Raw genomic sequence first — 16,683 nt, 5'->3', positions numbered from 1 at the left:
ATCCCTAATCCCCAATCCCCAATTATGGTGTAAATATGCAAGTAGCTGATAAAGTACGTTTAGGTTTAGCAGTTGGCGTAGCGAAAACAGTCACGTCCCTAGTGCGATCGCTGAAATTAGGCGCAGCTTCGGTTTTACCGGGCGAAATAGCGACTCGCGTCCATTCTCAGGTACTTCCTCAGTTATTCGCCCAAGTGAAAAAGGGTGTAATTTTGGTAGTGGGTACGAATGGAAAAACGACGACTTCTTTGCTGTTACGAACAATTCTGGAAAGTCAAGGTGCAAAAGTTGTTCATAATGCCACTGGTGCAAATTTAATTAATGGTTTGGCGACGGCGTTATTAGCTAGTACGAAATTAACTGGTAAACTTGATGCTGATTATGCGATTCTCGAAGTAGATGAAAATGTCTTACCTTTGGTTTTGCGCGATTGTCAGCCCAAGTATATTTTAGGTTTGAATTTGTTTCGCGATCAGTTGGATCGTTACGGCGAAGTTGATACAATTTCTCAAAGATGGCAGCAGGCGATCGCGCCTTTACCTGATGATACTGTAGTGATTCTCAATGCAGATGACCCTACTTTATCTTACTTGGGTCAACAATTACGTCAGCGAGTGTTATTTTTTGGTTTAAGCGAACCCGAACTTTACCTGGATGAAATTCCTCATGCAGTAGATTCAATTTACTGTCCGAGTTGCGGACATCTCCTTGATTATGAAGGAGTTTATTTATCTCATCTCGGTGATTTTAGCTGTCCGAGTTGCGGTTTTCACAAAAGTCAGCCCGCCGTTTATAGTCCGGAGTGGGGTCAAATTCTGATCGGAGTTTATAACAAATATAATACTCTCGCCGCCGGATTGTTAGCTAAAGAAATTGGCATCGATACAGCAACAATTTTTGACGTAATTAAGAATTTTCGGGCGGCTTTTGGTCGGGCGGAAGAGTTAACTGTTGCTAATAAGCACGTCCGCATTTTATTATCAAAAAATCCGGTAGGAATGAATGAAACAATTAGGGCGGTTAATGACATCAAAAAAACTGGGAAAGCCTCCACAACTTTAATTGTCCTTAACGATCGCCTTCCCGATGGTACAGATGTATCTTGGATTTGGGACGTAGATCTGGAAAAATTGGTCAGCTTAGGAGGCACAATTGTCGTGAGTGGCGATCGCGTTTATGATATGACCCTGCGCTTACAATATTGTCTCGAACAATTAGCACAAACTCCCGAAAATTTCCAGCTAATCATCAAGGAAAATTTATCTGAAGCGATTACCACAGCTTTAGAAATTACTCCTGCTGACGAAACCTTACACATTCTTCCTACCTATTCGGCGATGTTAGAAGTCCGAGAAATTTTAACAGGAAGAAAAATTTTATAGTCGATCCTAAAAAGCGTAATTTGTCAAGGTAATTAGTAAAGATATTTTCTGGAAAAATTAGTCTTAAATAAAGATGGAATTAAAGATTGGTTGGCTGTATCCCAATTTAATGAGTACCTACGGCGATCGCGGAAACGTCATCTGCTTAAAACGTCGCTGTCAGTGGCGCGGAATTGACGTATCAGTCATCAGTTTAGACCGAGAAAGCGATCCCGCGACCTTTACCAATGTTGACATTTTCGTCGGTGGTGGGGCGCAAGATCGTCAACAAGAAATCGTCATGCGGGACTTACGCGGTGCAAAAGCAGACCAACTACGCGATCGCCTCGAACAAGGAATTCCCGGCGTATTTACTTGCGGTTCTCCCCAACTCCTCGGTCACTACTACGAACCAGCCTTAGGACAGCGAATTGAAGGCTTAGGAATCCTCGATCTCGTCAGCAAACATCCTGGTATAGATGCCCGTCGCTGCATCGGTAATGTAGTCTTTGAATTGACCGCCTCACCTCTAGCAGAGGACTTAAAAGCCAACTTGGGGAAAAACCCAGTAATTATTGGCTTTGAAAATCATGGCGGACGTACCTATTTAGGTCAAGTAGAACCCCTAGGAAAAGTTATTAAAGGCTACGGTAACAACGGCGAAGACGGTACCGAAGGCGCATTTTATCGGCGGGCGATCGCCACCTATTCTCACGGTCCTCTTCTACCCAAAAATCCCTTCCTCGCCGACTGGTTAATTCAAACCGCCCTTCATCAAAAGTACCAAACCGAGATTTTCTTAACAAAACTTGATGATTCTCTCGCCTTACAAGCGCGTGAAGCAATGTTTAAACGTTTAGACTTACATAGTTGACTCACTAACCCTTAAACTGTTGAGAGGACTGAATTTAGAAATGGGGGATAAATAAATCTTTAGTCGAAACTGCATCCTACATAGGACAGTTAAGACCCAAATCTCAATCCCCTTACTTTGCTAGCTGATGTCAATATCACAAAAAGGCAAAGATTGACCAAAAATTTCGCAACTATTAATCTAATTATCGCGCTAATATGACCGGAAAAGGAATAGAAGGTAATGCTGCTGGCATTCTTATTCTCATTCTCCCCATAGCATTGGCGATCGTCTTAATTTTAAAAGCGTGGCCCCTGCTCTTGGGACTAGCATTGCTAGCCATTGCTTTTAAAATGTGGCAAGAACATCAATGGAGACAGTGGAGCCAAAAAGTCAACCCCTTGTTTAGTCAATTAATCACCGAAAATCAGGGTTGTATAACGCCACTTGATTTATCCTTGAAAGCAAACTTAACTGCCAACAGTGCTAAACGCTTCTTAGAAAAGAAAGCAGAAGAATATGGGGCGCAGCGAAAAAACTACGAAGGCAAAGGTATTGTCTATTATTTTCTTACTGCTAGCGCTTTAGGCAGTATTTTTGACCAAAGCGAACCCACATCGGAGTTAGAATTTGAGCCAGAAAAACTACCCGCAGGAAAACGAACATCTGCGACAGAAGTAGCCAAACTACTCGACAACGAAGAAGAAGTTTCTCAAAAAGCAACAACAGATACCGCTAGCACCCCAGTTGAATCACCTGTGGAAAAGGAAACCGAAGTATCTTCACAAATAGAAACAGATACCGCTAGCACCCCAGTTAAATCATCTGTAGAAAAGGAAACCGAAGTATCTTCACAAATAGAAACAGATACCGCTAGCACCCCAGTTAAATCACCTGTGGAAAAGGAAACCGATACCCCCAGCACCTCAGTTGAATCACCTGTGGAAAAGGAAACCGATACCCCCAGCACCTCAGTTGACACTGAAAAAGTAGCCAGCGAGGAAGAACAAAAAGCTTCAACCGAGAGCGAACAAAAGTCAGAAAATGCTGCTCAAGGTATAATTCAAGCCGAATTAGCCAAACGGCTAGAAGTTCATTCCAGTACCGTCGGCAAGCGTAAAACCGACGCAGATTTTGCAGAGTGGAGCCAAAGCAAAGATCCAGAAGGCATTGCCTGGGAATATTCCCCAGATACTAGAATGTTTTCTCCGATAGAAACAAACCAAGAGTAGGATCTTTTTCGAGGTGGGCAGTTTGCCCACCCTAATTTTTCATTCAATTTGGCGTAAAGCAATTCCAGCAAATTTGTTCAGTGTCACAAGATTTACTAACTTCTCAAAGCTTACTAAGCGTCATTCTAAGATTAGGTTTTGCCCTGCTGTTTGGAGCAGTGATTGGTTGGGAACGAGAAAGTAGAGAAAAACCTGCGGGTTTCAGAACTCATATCTTAGTTAGTATTGGTTCAGCTTTATTCGTACTTGTACCGATTCAGTTAGGAATAGCTGAAGAAAGCGTAGATGCTTTTAGTCGAATAATTCAGGGAGTAGTCTCTGGAGTCGGTTTTTTAGGTGCTGGCGAAATTGTCAGCCAATCTCAACCAGAAACAGGGGAATTTCGGGTTCGCGGTTTAACTTCTGCCGCAGCCCTTTGGGTTTCTGCTAGCTTCGGAATCCTTGCTAGTTGTGGTTTGTGGCAGATTGGCTTAATTGCTACCGGAATATCAGTGATTGTCTTGCAAATCTTTAAAAAATTCGAGTAAGTGCGATTTGCTCTGTCTATACTACATCCAGTTCATTTTCTCCAAAAAGTTCGTGTTTGATCCTATTTTTGCCAGTTTCTTTCACAGCATACATTAACGTATCTGCTTGTTTGAGAATCGATTGTGCTAAGTGAACTGTATTCGCTAATTGCACAAACTCTACTAACGTCACCGCACCGACACTAAATCCTACCGGGAAAGACTGAATTTGTACTGCTTCTATCAGTTTAGATACAATTCTTACCAAAGCTTTTTCGGCTGATTCGTAATCGGTTTCTGTTAACAATAACGCAAATTCATCTCCACCCATACGAGCTACTATATCTGTGTCACGGGTTTCCCTCGTTAAAACCGTACCGATCAAGCATAGTAACTGATCGCCCTTATTATGACCATAGCGATCGTTAACTGTTTTAAAATCATCCACATCCAAATAAGCAAGAGTTAGGGGACTTTTGTAGCGATGATTGCGTTTGATTTCATCTTCGAGCATTTCAAAAAAGAATCTTCTATTAGCAACTCCAGTTAACGAATCGCTTCTAGCGAAATCTTTTTCACGATCGTAGGCACGTTTTTGGGCTGCCAATAAGTGGGTAATAATGATAAAGAAACTAAATCTTACTGCCGCATTCCAATAAGGAATTGACGGATTTAAAGTCAAACAAACTTCTTCAGCATAGTAGGCATTCAACCAAGCAACTGCACTTAAAAAGGAAATAACCATACCGGCAATTTCATGCCAAAACCAGGTAGTAAAAATAATCGGCAATAAATAAAAAATCGCCAGACTAATATGGTTAATTACTAGATAATCAATTGTCCCGATAAGTAGCAATTGGATAATGCCAATGCCAAAAATTATCGGCTTGGGGATTTGTTGTAAATATGAAATAATTTTCACTGCTAAGAGGAAGAGGTGAAATACTTTTTACTTTCGACGATCAATTATAATCTGTAATTTCAGTTATGGTGTCACTAAGCTAAGGATATTTAAGTTGTACTATTTAAGAAATTTAAATTATTGTTGACAAATTTGATGCTGGGGAACTGTTGTTTCTTGACAGCTAAAGGTTGATGCTTAAAACATCAGTATGACAGCTTGTCTTTGGACAAAGTAGAGAAAACTGCTTTATCATCTCGGTTGGCAAAGTCACGCAGATGATTATGGCAGCCGATAGGAAAAAAAAGCTTGTTTCTTTTGGAATTGCAGCTCATGGAATTATTGCTATTGGGATTGCTCCTCATGGGATAATTTCAGTTGGGGTTATCCCGATGGGTGTGGTTTCCGTTGGTGTAGTCCCAATGGGTATAGTTTCGACTGGTGCAGTATCAATGGGATTAGCTAGTGTTGGTGTGGTATCGATGGGATTGGCTAATTATTGCGTTACTGGAATGGGACTCTGGCAATTTAACTCTACAGAGCATTTGCACCAAAATCATCAAAATCACCAAAATCACCAACACGATCGCGTTGAGTAAGTTAATTTTTTCTTAGGTACGGAGAGGGAGGGATTTGAACCCTCGAAGACGTTGCCGCCTTAACGGTTTTCGAGACCGTCGCATTCAACCACTCTGCCACCTCTCCACGAGATGTTGGTCTTTTGCTATTTTACTGATTTTTGGGGTAATTGACTAGTAGAGAGGAGCGATCGCCTTAAAATAAAGAAGCGTCGCGATCGACTATTGAGTGAGTAGTTTGGAAACCACCTCCAGGAGTCCATTGGATAGCACCATCGCGACTTGTCATGTAGAATTTAATCTTGTTTTCAGATAAGGTTTGGAGGATATGGGGGGCGATATTTCTGGTAGAGGCGATCGCGATTTTTGGTTGTAGTGTCTCTAACCAGTCTAAGCGGATGTTGTTACCTGAGAACAGTAACACTTTCAAGTCGAGATTTTGTTTGTCTAGGGTTTGCATTAGCGATCGCGCTGATTGAAGTTGTTCGGCTAGTTGCTCTGGTTTGGTATACTGACTCTCGCCTACCAATAACCATGTTTGCTTGCCTAGTTGTAACTCTAATACTGGAGGTTCGCTACTAATTAAGCGGATTAAGTTACGTTTGAGTAAGACGCTACTACCTGTTTCTAAAGTTTGCGCTGGTATCGCTGTGGCGATCGGGTTATCTTCTGGTAAGGGTTTTTGCCCTGCAACTGTATTATAGAGAAAATTAGTTACAGGCAATTCACTCAAAATTAGCTGCCAACCGCTTTCTTCTGGAGATTGTACATCTAAAGCTACTGCCCAATCTAATTGATTAATTCCTTGCTGACGGAGGAAAGGTAACACTGTATACTGCGCTGTTTCTAGATCGCCACTATTAATTAAAGTGACAGCACGTCGGTCTTGAATTACTAACACTGGCTCATTTTCGGTGGCAAGCAAAGTTAGTTGAAACAAAGTTGCTTGTCGAAACCAAAAAGGCACGATTAACAGTAACAAAGCCATCAAAGTTACCAACCACCAGCGACGTTGCCATTTTTTATTCCACCAGACTAAAGCAAGTAATCCGTAAAGAGCAATTAAACTGAAAAGAGAAATTTTCCCCACGGCGAAGGAACTATTCGGCAAATTGGTAAAATATTCGACAATCGAGATTAGCCACTCGCTCGGGTAATTGAGTAATTCAGCCAGGGTGCTACCTGCGATCGGAAAAACGATCGCCACGAAAGCGCTGAGAAAGCCACCCAGACTGACGATCGCCACTAACGGCATCGCAGCGATATTCGCGGGAATTGTATAAGGTGCGACAACATGAAAAACATAGATAACGAGCGGTAAAGTCCACAAACTTGCCGCAATTGGGACAGTAAATAAAGCGGCGATCGCTGGAGGTAGCCAATCCAACCATTTTGTCACTACTGGTACTGTAACAATTAATCCTAGTGTTGCTAAAAAGCTAAGTTGAAATCCTAAATCCCGAATCCAGAGAGGATTAAACAATAGTAGCGCTATCGCCGCTAGCAGCAATAAACCTAAAGGTTTACGTTTCTTCCCTACGACTAAAGCAAATAGTGCCCCAAATCCCATTAAAGCCGCCCGCATTACCGAAGCTTGCAAACCAGTTAAACCAACGTAAATAAATAAAGTTATCGCCCCCACTACAAACTGAGTTTTCGCCGAAAATCGCGCTGTTAAGCCCAAAACCACACCCAAAAGCAAAGAAACATGAAAACCCGAAGCCGCTAAAACATGAGCCAACCCAGCCTTAACAAAGCGATCGCGAAGATCGTAAGGTAAATCTACCGCTCGCCTGCCCAAAACCATCGAACTAACTAATTGTCCTTTCGGACTACCTAACCAGCGTATTTGGGCGCGGATAATACGCTGTCGTAGCTTCCACCAGCCCCAAGGCGGTTTTACTTCGGTTTCAGGCAAAATTACTTCTCTACCGCTCAAACCCGCAAAAGCACCTTCACGAGCGAGATAAGCACTGAAATCAAACGCGCCTGGATTGGGAGCAGGGTTAGGCTGATATAATCTACCAGAAACCGCTAGGTTTTGACCTGGATATAAACCTGTAGCTTGCAAGAGCGGAAGAGTAACGTATAACTTACCCGATACCGACTCATTTTCATTTAGTTGCGTCGCCTCAAACCAAAAAAAAGCGCGATCGCTTCTCGTTAAACGCGGCTCAGTTAAAATCTCACCTTGAATAGTAACCTCTTCTGGGGCATTTTCTACATAACGACTCACATCATTTTTGACTGGGTGAGGTATCCGCAACCAAAAATAAACAACTGCTAAAGCCGCAATTAAACCAGCTAACAGCCAAACTTTTTTCCTCGGTCCCGTGCGCCAAAAGCGATGGATAAATTTCGCAACTAAAACACCGCAAATTGCAATACCTAAACTTAATCCAATCCACTGCCACCAAGCCGCCTCACGAGCAGGATAACCTAAAACTGTCGTAGACAGCAAACCACAAATATAAGCCAAACCTAAAACAGCAGCCGCGCTACTACTTTTCATTGCTTTTAAACCCAGCTTTAACCCTAGTAAACCATAAAGCCGTCCTATAAGGACGGGGCTAATAACCCAAATTTTTCGGGAAGTAAAACTTTAGATAGAGGGAAAAAGTTACTGAATCGGTCAAAATCAATAACTAAGTAGTAGTTTTCACAATACTTCCCCTGAAAGACGCGATTAGCGTAGTTAGGGGAATTTGTTTTTTTAACAGTCAATCCTTTTTCCGTTTGGTTTGATGGCACCGCATAGCAATGCTCCTTCTATGTCAGCACCGTCGAAATCTGCTTGTGTGAGATTAGCATTTCTGAGATCGGCATTCCGGAGATCGCTATGCTGAAAATTGGCATCTCTCAAGTTACTATTGCTTAAATCTGCGCCTCTTAGGTCTATTCTACTTAAATCTGCGCCGGCAAGGTTTAAGCCGCTAAGATTTGCTCTCGTCAAATTTTCACTACCTATTTCGTTAAGTTGATTATTTTGCCAGTAATAATTATTCCACTCAGCACTAATCAGGTTCGTATCGATTAAATTGGCATTGGTCAATCTTACATTTGCTAAGTTTGCACCTGCAAGATTGGCACCAAATAAAAGGCTATTGCTGAGGATCGCACCTTGTAAGTCGGCATTACTAAAATTAACTCCTGTTAGATTAGCATTGGTTAAATTGGCGGCGACTAATCTTGCTCCACTCAAGTTTGCACCACGCAAATCTGCACTTTCGAGAAACGCATCTCGAAGATCGGTATTACTTAAGTCAAAAAATCTTAAGTTAGCGCCACTGAGATCGCAGCCACGACATTCGCGCTCTTGAAATAATCTGGTAAGATGTTCTGGGTTGGCGGCGGAAACTGGGGCAGTTAAACATGCGGAAGCTAAAAAGAAAGTAGTAGCTAAAATTTTTCGTTTCATTTCTGAATCTTGGTAAGTTTTTTCTTTAATTATCGTCGATCTAATTTTCTAGTTGAGGCAAAGGAGATTCTTGGTGCTAGTTTTTATGCTATTTCTTCGGTGGTGTAGCGATCGCTTTGAGCTGGCTTGAGTTCGATCTCTGCTCGATTTCTTTCATGCTCTGCGCTCTAGTTAGCTTATTTTGGTCAAAACTCATGTAATCTAAATCACTGCTGTGAGGGGTACTTGCTCGCTGGAAACTTATTTCTGCCGTCACTAAAAAAAGCGATCTAACTCACAGTTGGGCTGAGATAGCGATCGCGTCACTAAATCCCAAAACAGGAGATATTGAAATTATAGTGTTTCGGCTGAAAAAGAGGCGATCGAGATGTTTGAGAGTGCTGTTGTGTTTTACTCAATCGTAGCCCTTGTGGTTAGTTCTATTTGCTTGGTAGCTTTTTTCTTGGATACCACTACACCCAAAACCGATCTTATCTCCTGGAGTGCAATCTTTATAGCTACCTTCTTTTGGCCCCTGGTTGTGCCAATCTCCTGTTGGGAACTTGCTACCCATAAGAGTGCCAACACAATAGCTATCCCAGAGCAAGATTATTTCTTCGCTGCCTCTAACTCGAGAAAGCCGTCTCCCAGAGTCGCGCTACACTGAACAATCTTACTTGGTAATCCTCCCAAAACGACAAATTTACCCCATCAGCCAATGCTGTTGGGGTTTTTCTCAGCTTGGCTATCTACTTATTTAGCCGATATGATAGCAACATTTTACTTAACTGACCATTTTTTTTGATATTACTTAATATTTGCAGCAATGGTTAGAAAAACTTATGAGAATCAAAAGTAATTCAAACCATTTTTGTGTTTCAAAGTCAAGAAATTAGTTAGATAATTAACATAACCAAATTGGTAAGAAGAATAACATAAAAGTAAGTTAGAGAGAAGAAAAAATTATGGATATGATTTGGTTTTATTTAGTCTTGATGACTATTTTCAACACAGCAATGTGTATTTTGTTACCGAGGTTGCTGACAATGAATTGGTTAGAAGCGATCGCGGCATATCTCGGCGAAACGAAAGAGCGACAAGCAATAGAGAATCAAGTTGCACGGGAAAACATTGCTCAATCCTAATTGGGAGCAAAAGTCAATGTAGACAAATTCGGCGGTGTCTCTCGATTGCGTCATTCCGTGTCAGCAAAGAGTTTACCGTAAATGTTAGGTTCGCCAGTGGAGACAAGATTTTTGAGATATCATTAGCCAAGATTTGTCAATTAGTCGTAACATTAATTTAAGTTGTCGGGTAAATTTTACCTGCAACTGAGAATTGACAATTGACAACAAAAGATTGATAAATGCAACAAACAGCTTTATATATCATTGCTATTGGCATTTTTGCGATGACGCTTTCGGTGTTATTAGCGCCGATCTTGAATATTAACCCGATTCTCCCCGCCGCTAGCACCTTGGGAGTATTAAGTTTAATAACTGTAGACACTCTCAGTTGGCAGGGGAAAGGTGCTAACTTATTTTTAGACTGGGTATCGTCTTTTTCTCCTCAACATCGCCAAAGAATTGTCTGTCACGAAGCAGGACATTTTTTGGTAGCCTATTTTCTCGGTATTCCCATCGAAGGTTACACGTTGAATGCTTGGGAAGCATTTCAGCAAGGACAATCGGGAGTAGGTGGGGTAAAATTTAACACAAAAGCGTTAGAAAAAAAGGCGATGGCACCGGGAGAGATGCGCTTGCTTTTAGATCGTTTTTGTACAGTTTGGATGGCAGGCATTGCCGCAGAAAGTATAATTTACGGTACTGTAGAAGGCGGTGATGAAGATCGAGCCAAAGTTAAGCAAGCTTTGAGCGATTTTTCTCATCGAGAAGCAGAATATCAGCAAAAAGAAGCTTGGGCGCTCCAAGAAGCGAAAACTTTAATTGAAAAATATGCTTTAGCTTACGAAGCTTTAGTAGAAGCAATGACAAAACGCACTCCGGTACAAAAATGCGCCCAAATTATCCAGGAAAACTGTGGAGAAATTGACGCGATCGCCTCTTAGGAATTAGGGATTGGGAATTAGGAATCCACTCGAAAGACTTAAACTCAAAAAGCGTCCTTGGTGGAAGCTATGGTAACTTTTATTCTTGTTTTGACATTGAAGCGATGCGCGAATATACTTTCACTTGGCGAAAAAGACTTAAGCTTTTTTGGCAAGAGCACGAGCATATTCTTGAATTTCAGTAATTGCGAATACTGACTTAAATTGTAACCCGACAGACTGATAAAATTCTGCACCGCCTTGCTGTCTGTCTACCAAAGCAATAATTTGCTCGACTTTGTAACCCACATCCCGCAAACGTTCAACTGCTTGCATAGCTGACTTACCCGTCGTCACCACATCCTCCAAAACGACAACTTTTGCATCAGGTGACAAACTCGGACCTTCAATGTAAGCTTTGGTTCCGTGTCCCTTGGCTTGTTTACGAATAATTAAAGCTGGTATCGGTCGATTTGCCAATGCCGAAAGTACACTTACTGCTGTTACCATCGGATCTGCACCCAAAGTCAAACCAGCTACTGCTTGGGTATCTGCGGGTAACATCGGTAGCAATAATTGTCCCACAGCTAAAGCTCCTTCAGCCCGGAGAGTAACTTGTTTACCATTGAGGTAGTAAGAACTCTTTTGTCCGGAAGAAAGGACAAAATCGCCCTCGGTATAAGCCAGTCGCGCAAACAAATCGAGTAAAATCTGACGTTGTGGAGAGGGATAGAGAGTTGATTGATTATTCATAGGACAATTAGAAAACTTGAGGTCAGAAGTATCTTTCCTCGCAAAGATTCCCTTAAAATGAGGACAATTAACTATCTTATCGGTTAGCTATGTCAAATCGGCTATTTAATTTGTTTGCGAGTTTAGCTTTTACTGCTACTGCCAGTTTATTTGCGGCAGAGGCGATCGCGCAAACCACGATCTCAACAGAACCAATTCCTGACTTGATTGAACGCGCTTTGAATAACGAGTCAGAAAATTTCTTCGATAACACTGTCACTTTCCGCCGTCAGATTGATTTTATCTTTGGACCCGGCTCAATTACACGGGCTTCTTATATCGAAAACGAAATCAATCGTGACTTAGAATTGGTTGATCTTCTTTATCGAGATCTACTTTATCAACAGGTTGCCAGCGATCCAATCATCCGAACTCCTGACTTACGCAATCCTTTTGAAACTTCTTTGCGACTCAATCCATCTTATCGAGCGCTAGGTCAACCTGTCATTGGCGGTGAGTTCGTCTTTGAAAGACTGCCTTTGCGATAACATATTTTTGTCTTTTTGTCAATCCAGGGTGCAGGAGTCGAACCTGCCTTGCGCGAATTATGAGTTCGCTGCCTCAACCGCTCGGCCAACCCTGGAGGTGTTGGCTTGCACAACCCGATTTTCGCAAACAGTAAATTTTTTCGGTTGTAGTTTTCCTGAAAACCATCTCGAAAGATTGTGCAAGTATTATTATAGCAAGGTGGGTAAATTTGGGAAGCTGGAATTGGCGATCGCTGACTGGGAGGAGGGGGAGAATAAACTGATAACTGGTCACTGATAACTGATAACGGAGAATAAACTGATAACTGATAACTGCATAACTGATAACTGATAACTGATAACTGATAACTGGTCACTGATAACTGGTCACTGATAACTGCATAACTGATAACTGGTCACTGTTCACTGATAACTGATAACTGATAACTGATAACTACGTTCCTCGTCGTGTTATGAAACTCAATTCAACTGTAGCGCTTACTTTAATTTTGCTGACAATGATGTTAGGTTCCGGTTTTGTCAGTGGTTTGTGGGGCTTTACACTAGGTCATGAAGCCCTCAAAGGAGTTAGTCAACCGGATGTTAGCCCGACGAAAAAACTGGCGACTGACAAGCAAGCTAACCCGGGTAAAGAGGGAATAGCAATCTTAAGCGAAGAAGAAATTCTTTCGGTGGTTAATGATTACGTCAACGGTAAGGGTAAAGAAGAAGCAGAACAGGAAAAGAAAGAAAAAGAGCAAAAACAAGAGCAAGAAGCAGAAACTAAAGCTGAAAACAACGAATCCGATCGAGCTGAGTCGGAGGATAATGAGGACGAGGAGCAGATCGCCAGCGCTAATGAGAACTTTCCCATTAAAAGTCAAGATCGCGGGGTGGTCGTGGAAGTTGTGGAAGCTAAACAAGAGGGAGGTTCGATGTTACTCAAGGTGAATCTTCAGAATGATGGGGAGGAAGTGGTGCGCTTTCTCTATAGTTTCTTGGATGTGAGAGATGACCAAGGGAAAGCACTGAGTGCGATTACTGAAGGTTTACCGGGAGAATTGCCTGCTAATGGAGAGAAATTTTCTGGTACAGTAAGAATTCCTACAGCTTTGTTAGAAGACTCGCAACAGTTATCTATGGCTTTGACTGATTATCCCGACCAAAAACTTCAGCTTAAATTGTCTGATATTCCAGTTGTGAGGTAGGTTAGGCTCTTACCTAAATCTGGATGTTAATGTTTGGCTTTGTTTTCGATTTATTGGCGAATCTTCCTCACGTCGAGCTTACTGGTCAAGATGTGCTGGTTCGTTTGTTGTCGGTGCTGCTGCTGATTGCGATTAATGCTTTTTTTGTGACGGCTGAGTTTTCGATTGTTTCGGTGCGGCGATCGCGGATTAATCAGTTGGTGGAAGCGGGCGATGTCCAAGCTCAAACGGTACAATCTTTACATCGCAGTATTGACCGTCTGCTTTCGACGACTCAAATCGGGATTACGCTTTCGAGTTTGGCTCTGGGTTGGATCGGTGAAAGTACAATGGCTGTATTAGTTACAGTCGCGATGGTTAATTTACCTTTACCGATGAGTATGAAAGAGGCGATCGCTCATTCTTTGGCTATCCCGATCGCGTTTTTCTTGATTGCTTATTTGCAAATTGTTTTGGGCGAACTTTGTCCAAAATCGGTGGCTTTGCTTTATTCTGAGCAATTAGCACGGTTTTTCGGTCCGCCGAGTTTGGCGATCGCGCGCATTTTTAATCCTTTTATCTGGATTTTGAATCAATCTACTCGCTGGCTTTTACGCTTGGGAGGTATTCAATATGCAGGTCAAGGTTGGTACAATCGAGTTACACCGGAAGAGTTACAGCTAATTATTACTACTGAACGCGAGTCTATTGGTTTAGAAGCTGAGGAAAGAGAGTTACTCAATAATGTCTTTGAGTTTGGTGAAGTTTTAGCCCAAGAAGTGATGGTTCCGCGAACGAATTTACGCGCAATTCCTAGCACCGCTACGTTTGCAACTTTGCTCAATGAAGTTTCTGCTAACGGTTATTCTCGTTATCCGGTAACAGGCGATTCTTTGGATGATATTCGCGGGATTATTAATTTCAAAAAGTTAGCTAAACCTTTAGCCCAAGGTCACTTGTCTCCAGATACGCCGATTTTACCTTGGGTGCGTCCAGCGAGGTTTGTTTCTGAGTTTACACCATTGAGCGAACTTTTGCCTTTGATGCAGCGATCGCACTTGAAAATGGTAATGGTTGTTGATGAGTTTGGTGGTACTGCTGGTTTAGTTACGCTTAACGATTTAGTAGCAGAAATTATCGGCGATGAAGCTGAATTAGAAAATCCAGAAGTAGTTGCTTTACAAATGCTTGACGAGCAAACTTTCCTTGTTGAAGCACAAATGGATCTCGAAGAAGTTAATGAACTTTTGGATATTGATTTACCAATAACTGACGAATATCAAACTCTCAGTGGTTTTTTACTTTACGAGTTACAAAAGATTCCTACTCAAGGAGAAACTCTTCATTTTGATAATCTCGAACTAACTGTAGTTGCGGCCGAAGGACCTCGTTTGCATAAAATTCGCATCCATAAGCGCGAAGCTAATGCGGAACAATTAGCTGAAATAATTACCCCAGAAGATCCAATAATTCCTGATGAATCTGTTTCTCCGGATACCACTTTAGAAGCTACAGATGAGGAAAGTTAGAAGGATTTATTGTTAGATATGTTTTTGGTTCAAAGTTTCACAAGCAATAAAATTTTGCATAACTATGACTTACAAAATAAATATTTCTATCGAAAAAAACAGAAGTCGGCTACACAGTTTCTTGTCCTGATTTAGCAGCCGGAAAATTTCAAGCGCAGTCCTTAGAGACTGTATTCAATTGTCTTAAAGAAGCGGTTGAGCATGACTTACAGGAAAGGAAAATCAATGAAACAGATAAACCTATTTGGGAATTTGCTCAAGATTTAATTGAAGATATGACGCAAGAAGAAATTAAGCAACTTCCTACAGCTTAACTGTTTTAGCGCGTTTTGTTACCTCAAAAAGGTTAACTTAACTTACTCTTCAATAACCTCAAATAAGTCTTCGATTAAAACGTCAAAGGTTCGTGCTAGCTTTTGCAGTGAAGACAAGTCAACGGTGTTTCTCTCCGGTAAGCGAGTATAGGTTTTCACTGTACTATATGGTACACCCGATCGCTGGGAAACTTCTTTCAACGTCCAGCCTTTTTCACCAGCAAACTCTTTAATTCGTGAACTACCTCAGCCTGAAGGCGTGAGGCTTCCTATCCAACAGACTGCGAAATAGTAGATTTCTTGCGTCCTCTACTATCCCGTCTTACATCTGGGCGATAGGCGATCTCCCCCGTTCCAGAGGATAAAATACGCAGTCCTTCATCTCTGATGTTCTTAGCAGCATTTACGTCTCGATCGTGCGTAGTCTGGCACTTCTGACACTGCCAAGTCCTCACATCAAGGGGAAGGCTTCTTACTTGATTGAGGCAAACGTTGCAGGTTTTAGAGCTAGGGAAGAATCTATCTACTTCAATGTAAACCTTTCCTTCCCACTCAGCTTTATACTTCAACATAGTACAGAATTGACCCCAACCCACCTGACTAATTGCTTTAGCGAGACAGTGATTCTTGACCATGTTTTTGACAGCTAGATTTTCCACAACAATGACTTGGTTCTCGTCCACTATCCTGCGTGATAGCTTATGGTGGAAATCCTCTCTGCATCTTGATATTTTGTTATGCACTCCCGCTACTTGTTTACGGGTTTTGTTGCGACTATTAGAACCCTTCTGTCTCCTAGATAACCTCTTTTGCTTGGCTCTTAGGTTGCGTTCATGTTTCACTATCCAACGAGGATTATCAAATTTAGAACCATCACTGGTAATAGCAAAATGAGTCAAACCTAAATCAATACCAACAGCTTTTCCTTCAACTGACTTTTCAGGAATATCTTTTTCATCATCAACCAAGACAGACGCAAAGTATTGACCCAAAGCATTCATCGACACCGTAACCGTCTTGATTTTTCCCTCAATAGGTCTATGTATCTTGGCATACATCACTCCCATCTTTGGGAATTTTATACCGTCTTCTACGATAGAAACGTTTTGAGGATAGCTGATTGACTGGTTGCGATGCTTTGATTTGAACTGGGGGAAAGATGCTCTCCCCTCAAAGAAGTTAATAAAGGCTCTAGAAAGGTTGAGGGCGACTACTTGTAGGCATTGAGAATAAGGCTCGTTCATCCATTCGTACTCTTTCTTGAGATTAGTTATCTCTTTTTGAATAGCGAAGCGATTTAGACCTTTTCCCGTTGCTTTGTAGGCTTCATTGGTAAGGTTGAGAGCGTAGTTCCAGGCAAATCGGCAGCAACCGAAGCTTTGAGCAAGATGGTATCTTTGCTCTGCGGTTGGGTAGATTCGGAACTTTGTTGCTTTCAACATTACCGTAAAAAGTATTAATGATAAATTAATTATAGCACAAAAAGGAAATAAGGCGCAAGGTACATCCTCCACCTAAA

The 16,683-nt window shown here is 41.7% G+C and carries 16 protein-coding genes and 2 tRNA genes; 10 read left to right on the top strand and 8 right to left on the bottom strand.

Going from position 1 to position 16,683, the window contains the following annotated elements:
* Positions 1-35 precede the first annotated feature (35 nt).
* From G3T18_RS18745 to G3T18_RS18730, 4 genes are all read left to right on the top strand, one after another.
* Positions 36-1,382, top strand: coding sequence for a Mur ligase family protein (locus G3T18_RS18745; protein ID WP_224412108.1), 1,347 nt, complete (start codon positions 36-38; stop codon positions 1,380-1,382).
* A gap of 73 nt (positions 1,383-1,455) precedes the next feature.
* On the top strand, positions 1,456-2,235 hold the full coding sequence (locus G3T18_RS18740; RefSeq protein WP_224412107.1) for a type 1 glutamine amidotransferase: 780 nt from the start codon (positions 1,456-1,458) through the stop codon (positions 2,233-2,235).
* A 197-nt stretch (positions 2,236-2,432) separates the two neighbouring features.
* The gene (locus G3T18_RS18735) at positions 2,433-3,446 is read left to right on the top strand and encodes a hypothetical protein (RefSeq protein WP_224412106.1); all 1,014 of its coding nucleotides are present in this window, start codon (positions 2,433-2,435) and stop codon (positions 3,444-3,446) included.
* Between the two features lie 80 nt (positions 3,447-3,526).
* Positions 3,527-3,973: an MgtC/SapB family protein gene (locus G3T18_RS18730; RefSeq protein ID WP_224412105.1), complete on the top strand. Its 447-nt coding sequence runs from the start codon at positions 3,527-3,529 to the stop codon at positions 3,971-3,973.
* Positions 3,974-3,989: 16 nt separating this feature from the next.
* On the opposite strand, the gene G3T18_RS18725 is transcribed toward G3T18_RS18730, so the two are convergent.
* The gene (locus G3T18_RS18725; RefSeq protein WP_224412104.1) at positions 3,990-4,874 is read right to left on the bottom strand and encodes a GGDEF domain-containing protein; all 885 of its coding nucleotides are present in this window, start codon (positions 4,872-4,874) and stop codon (positions 3,990-3,992) included.
* 257 nt (positions 4,875-5,131) lie between these two features.
* Between G3T18_RS18725 and G3T18_RS18720 the strand changes: the two genes are divergently transcribed.
* The gene (locus G3T18_RS18720) at positions 5,132-5,452 is read left to right on the top strand and encodes a hypothetical protein (protein ID WP_224412103.1); all 321 of its coding nucleotides are present in this window, start codon (positions 5,132-5,134) and stop codon (positions 5,450-5,452) included.
* Positions 5,453-5,471: 19 nt separating this feature from the next.
* On the opposite strand, the gene G3T18_RS18715 is transcribed toward G3T18_RS18720, so the two are convergent.
* The 3 genes from G3T18_RS18715 to G3T18_RS18705 form a co-directional block, all read right to left on the bottom strand.
* Positions 5,472-5,558, bottom strand: a tRNA-Ser gene (locus tag G3T18_RS18715).
* A gap of 69 nt (positions 5,559-5,627) precedes the next feature.
* The gene (locus G3T18_RS18710) at positions 5,628-7,943 is read right to left on the bottom strand and encodes a ComEC/Rec2 family competence protein (protein WP_224412102.1); all 2,316 of its coding nucleotides are present in this window, start codon (positions 7,941-7,943) and stop codon (positions 5,628-5,630) included.
* Positions 7,944-8,144: 201 nt separating this feature from the next.
* Positions 8,145-8,849 (bottom strand): pentapeptide repeat-containing protein, encoded by a 705-nt coding sequence (locus tag G3T18_RS18705; protein WP_224412101.1) that lies wholly within the window; start codon positions 8,847-8,849, stop codon positions 8,145-8,147.
* Positions 8,850-9,793: 944 nt separating this feature from the next.
* Between G3T18_RS18705 and G3T18_RS18700 the strand changes: the two genes are divergently transcribed.
* Both G3T18_RS18700 and G3T18_RS18695 read left to right on the top strand, forming a co-directional pair.
* Positions 9,794-9,973, top strand: coding sequence for a hypothetical protein (locus tag G3T18_RS18700; RefSeq protein WP_224412100.1), 180 nt, complete (start codon positions 9,794-9,796; stop codon positions 9,971-9,973).
* 221 nt (positions 9,974-10,194) lie between these two features.
* Positions 10,195-10,896 (top strand): M41 family metallopeptidase, encoded by a 702-nt coding sequence (locus G3T18_RS18695; RefSeq protein WP_224412099.1) that lies wholly within the window; start codon positions 10,195-10,197, stop codon positions 10,894-10,896.
* Between the two features lie 138 nt (positions 10,897-11,034).
* Here the strand turns inward: G3T18_RS18695 and pyrE are convergent, their stop codons facing one another.
* The gene (pyrE, locus tag G3T18_RS18690; RefSeq protein ID WP_224412098.1) at positions 11,035-11,628 is read right to left on the bottom strand and encodes an orotate phosphoribosyltransferase; all 594 of its coding nucleotides are present in this window, start codon (positions 11,626-11,628) and stop codon (positions 11,035-11,037) included.
* 89 nt (positions 11,629-11,717) lie between these two features.
* Between pyrE and G3T18_RS18685 the strand changes: the two genes are divergently transcribed.
* Positions 11,718-12,155: a hypothetical protein gene (locus tag G3T18_RS18685; RefSeq protein WP_224412097.1), complete on the top strand. Its 438-nt coding sequence runs from the start codon at positions 11,718-11,720 to the stop codon at positions 12,153-12,155.
* Positions 12,156-12,177: 22 nt separating this feature from the next.
* On the opposite strand, the gene G3T18_RS18680 is transcribed toward G3T18_RS18685, so the two are convergent.
* Positions 12,178-12,250: transfer RNA gene (locus G3T18_RS18680), tRNA-Ile, on the bottom strand.
* A 357-nt stretch (positions 12,251-12,607) separates the two neighbouring features.
* Here G3T18_RS18680 and G3T18_RS18675 point away from each other — a divergent pair.
* Together G3T18_RS18675 and G3T18_RS18670 are read left to right on the top strand one after the other, a co-directional pair.
* Complete coding sequence (locus tag G3T18_RS18675) at positions 12,608-13,342, top strand: hypothetical protein (protein WP_224412096.1); 735 nt, start codon at positions 12,608-12,610, stop codon at positions 13,340-13,342.
* A gap of 23 nt (positions 13,343-13,365) precedes the next feature.
* Positions 13,366-14,850, top strand: a complete 1,485-nt coding sequence (locus G3T18_RS18670) for a hemolysin family protein (RefSeq protein ID WP_397333967.1) — start codon at positions 13,366-13,368, stop codon at positions 14,848-14,850.
* Between the two features lie 356 nt (positions 14,851-15,206).
* Here the strand turns inward: G3T18_RS18670 and G3T18_RS18665 are convergent, their stop codons facing one another.
* Together G3T18_RS18665 and G3T18_RS18660 are read right to left on the bottom strand one after the other, a co-directional pair.
* Positions 15,207-15,398, bottom strand: coding sequence for a helix-turn-helix domain-containing protein (locus G3T18_RS18665; RefSeq protein ID WP_224412132.1), 192 nt, complete (start codon positions 15,396-15,398; stop codon positions 15,207-15,209).
* Between the two features lie 35 nt (positions 15,399-15,433).
* Positions 15,434-16,606, bottom strand: coding sequence for an RNA-guided endonuclease InsQ/TnpB family protein (locus tag G3T18_RS18660; protein ID WP_224412095.1), 1,173 nt, complete (start codon positions 16,604-16,606; stop codon positions 15,434-15,436).
* Positions 16,607-16,683: the final 77 nt, after the last annotated feature.

This window comes from Oscillatoria salina IIICB1 (assembly GCF_020144665.1).
Classification (GTDB): domain Bacteria; phylum Cyanobacteriota; class Cyanobacteriia; order Cyanobacteriales; family SIO1D9; genus IIICB1.
The sequence above is the reverse complement of the archived record's forward strand: the minus strand, read 5'-3'. Positions and strand labels throughout refer to the sequence as shown.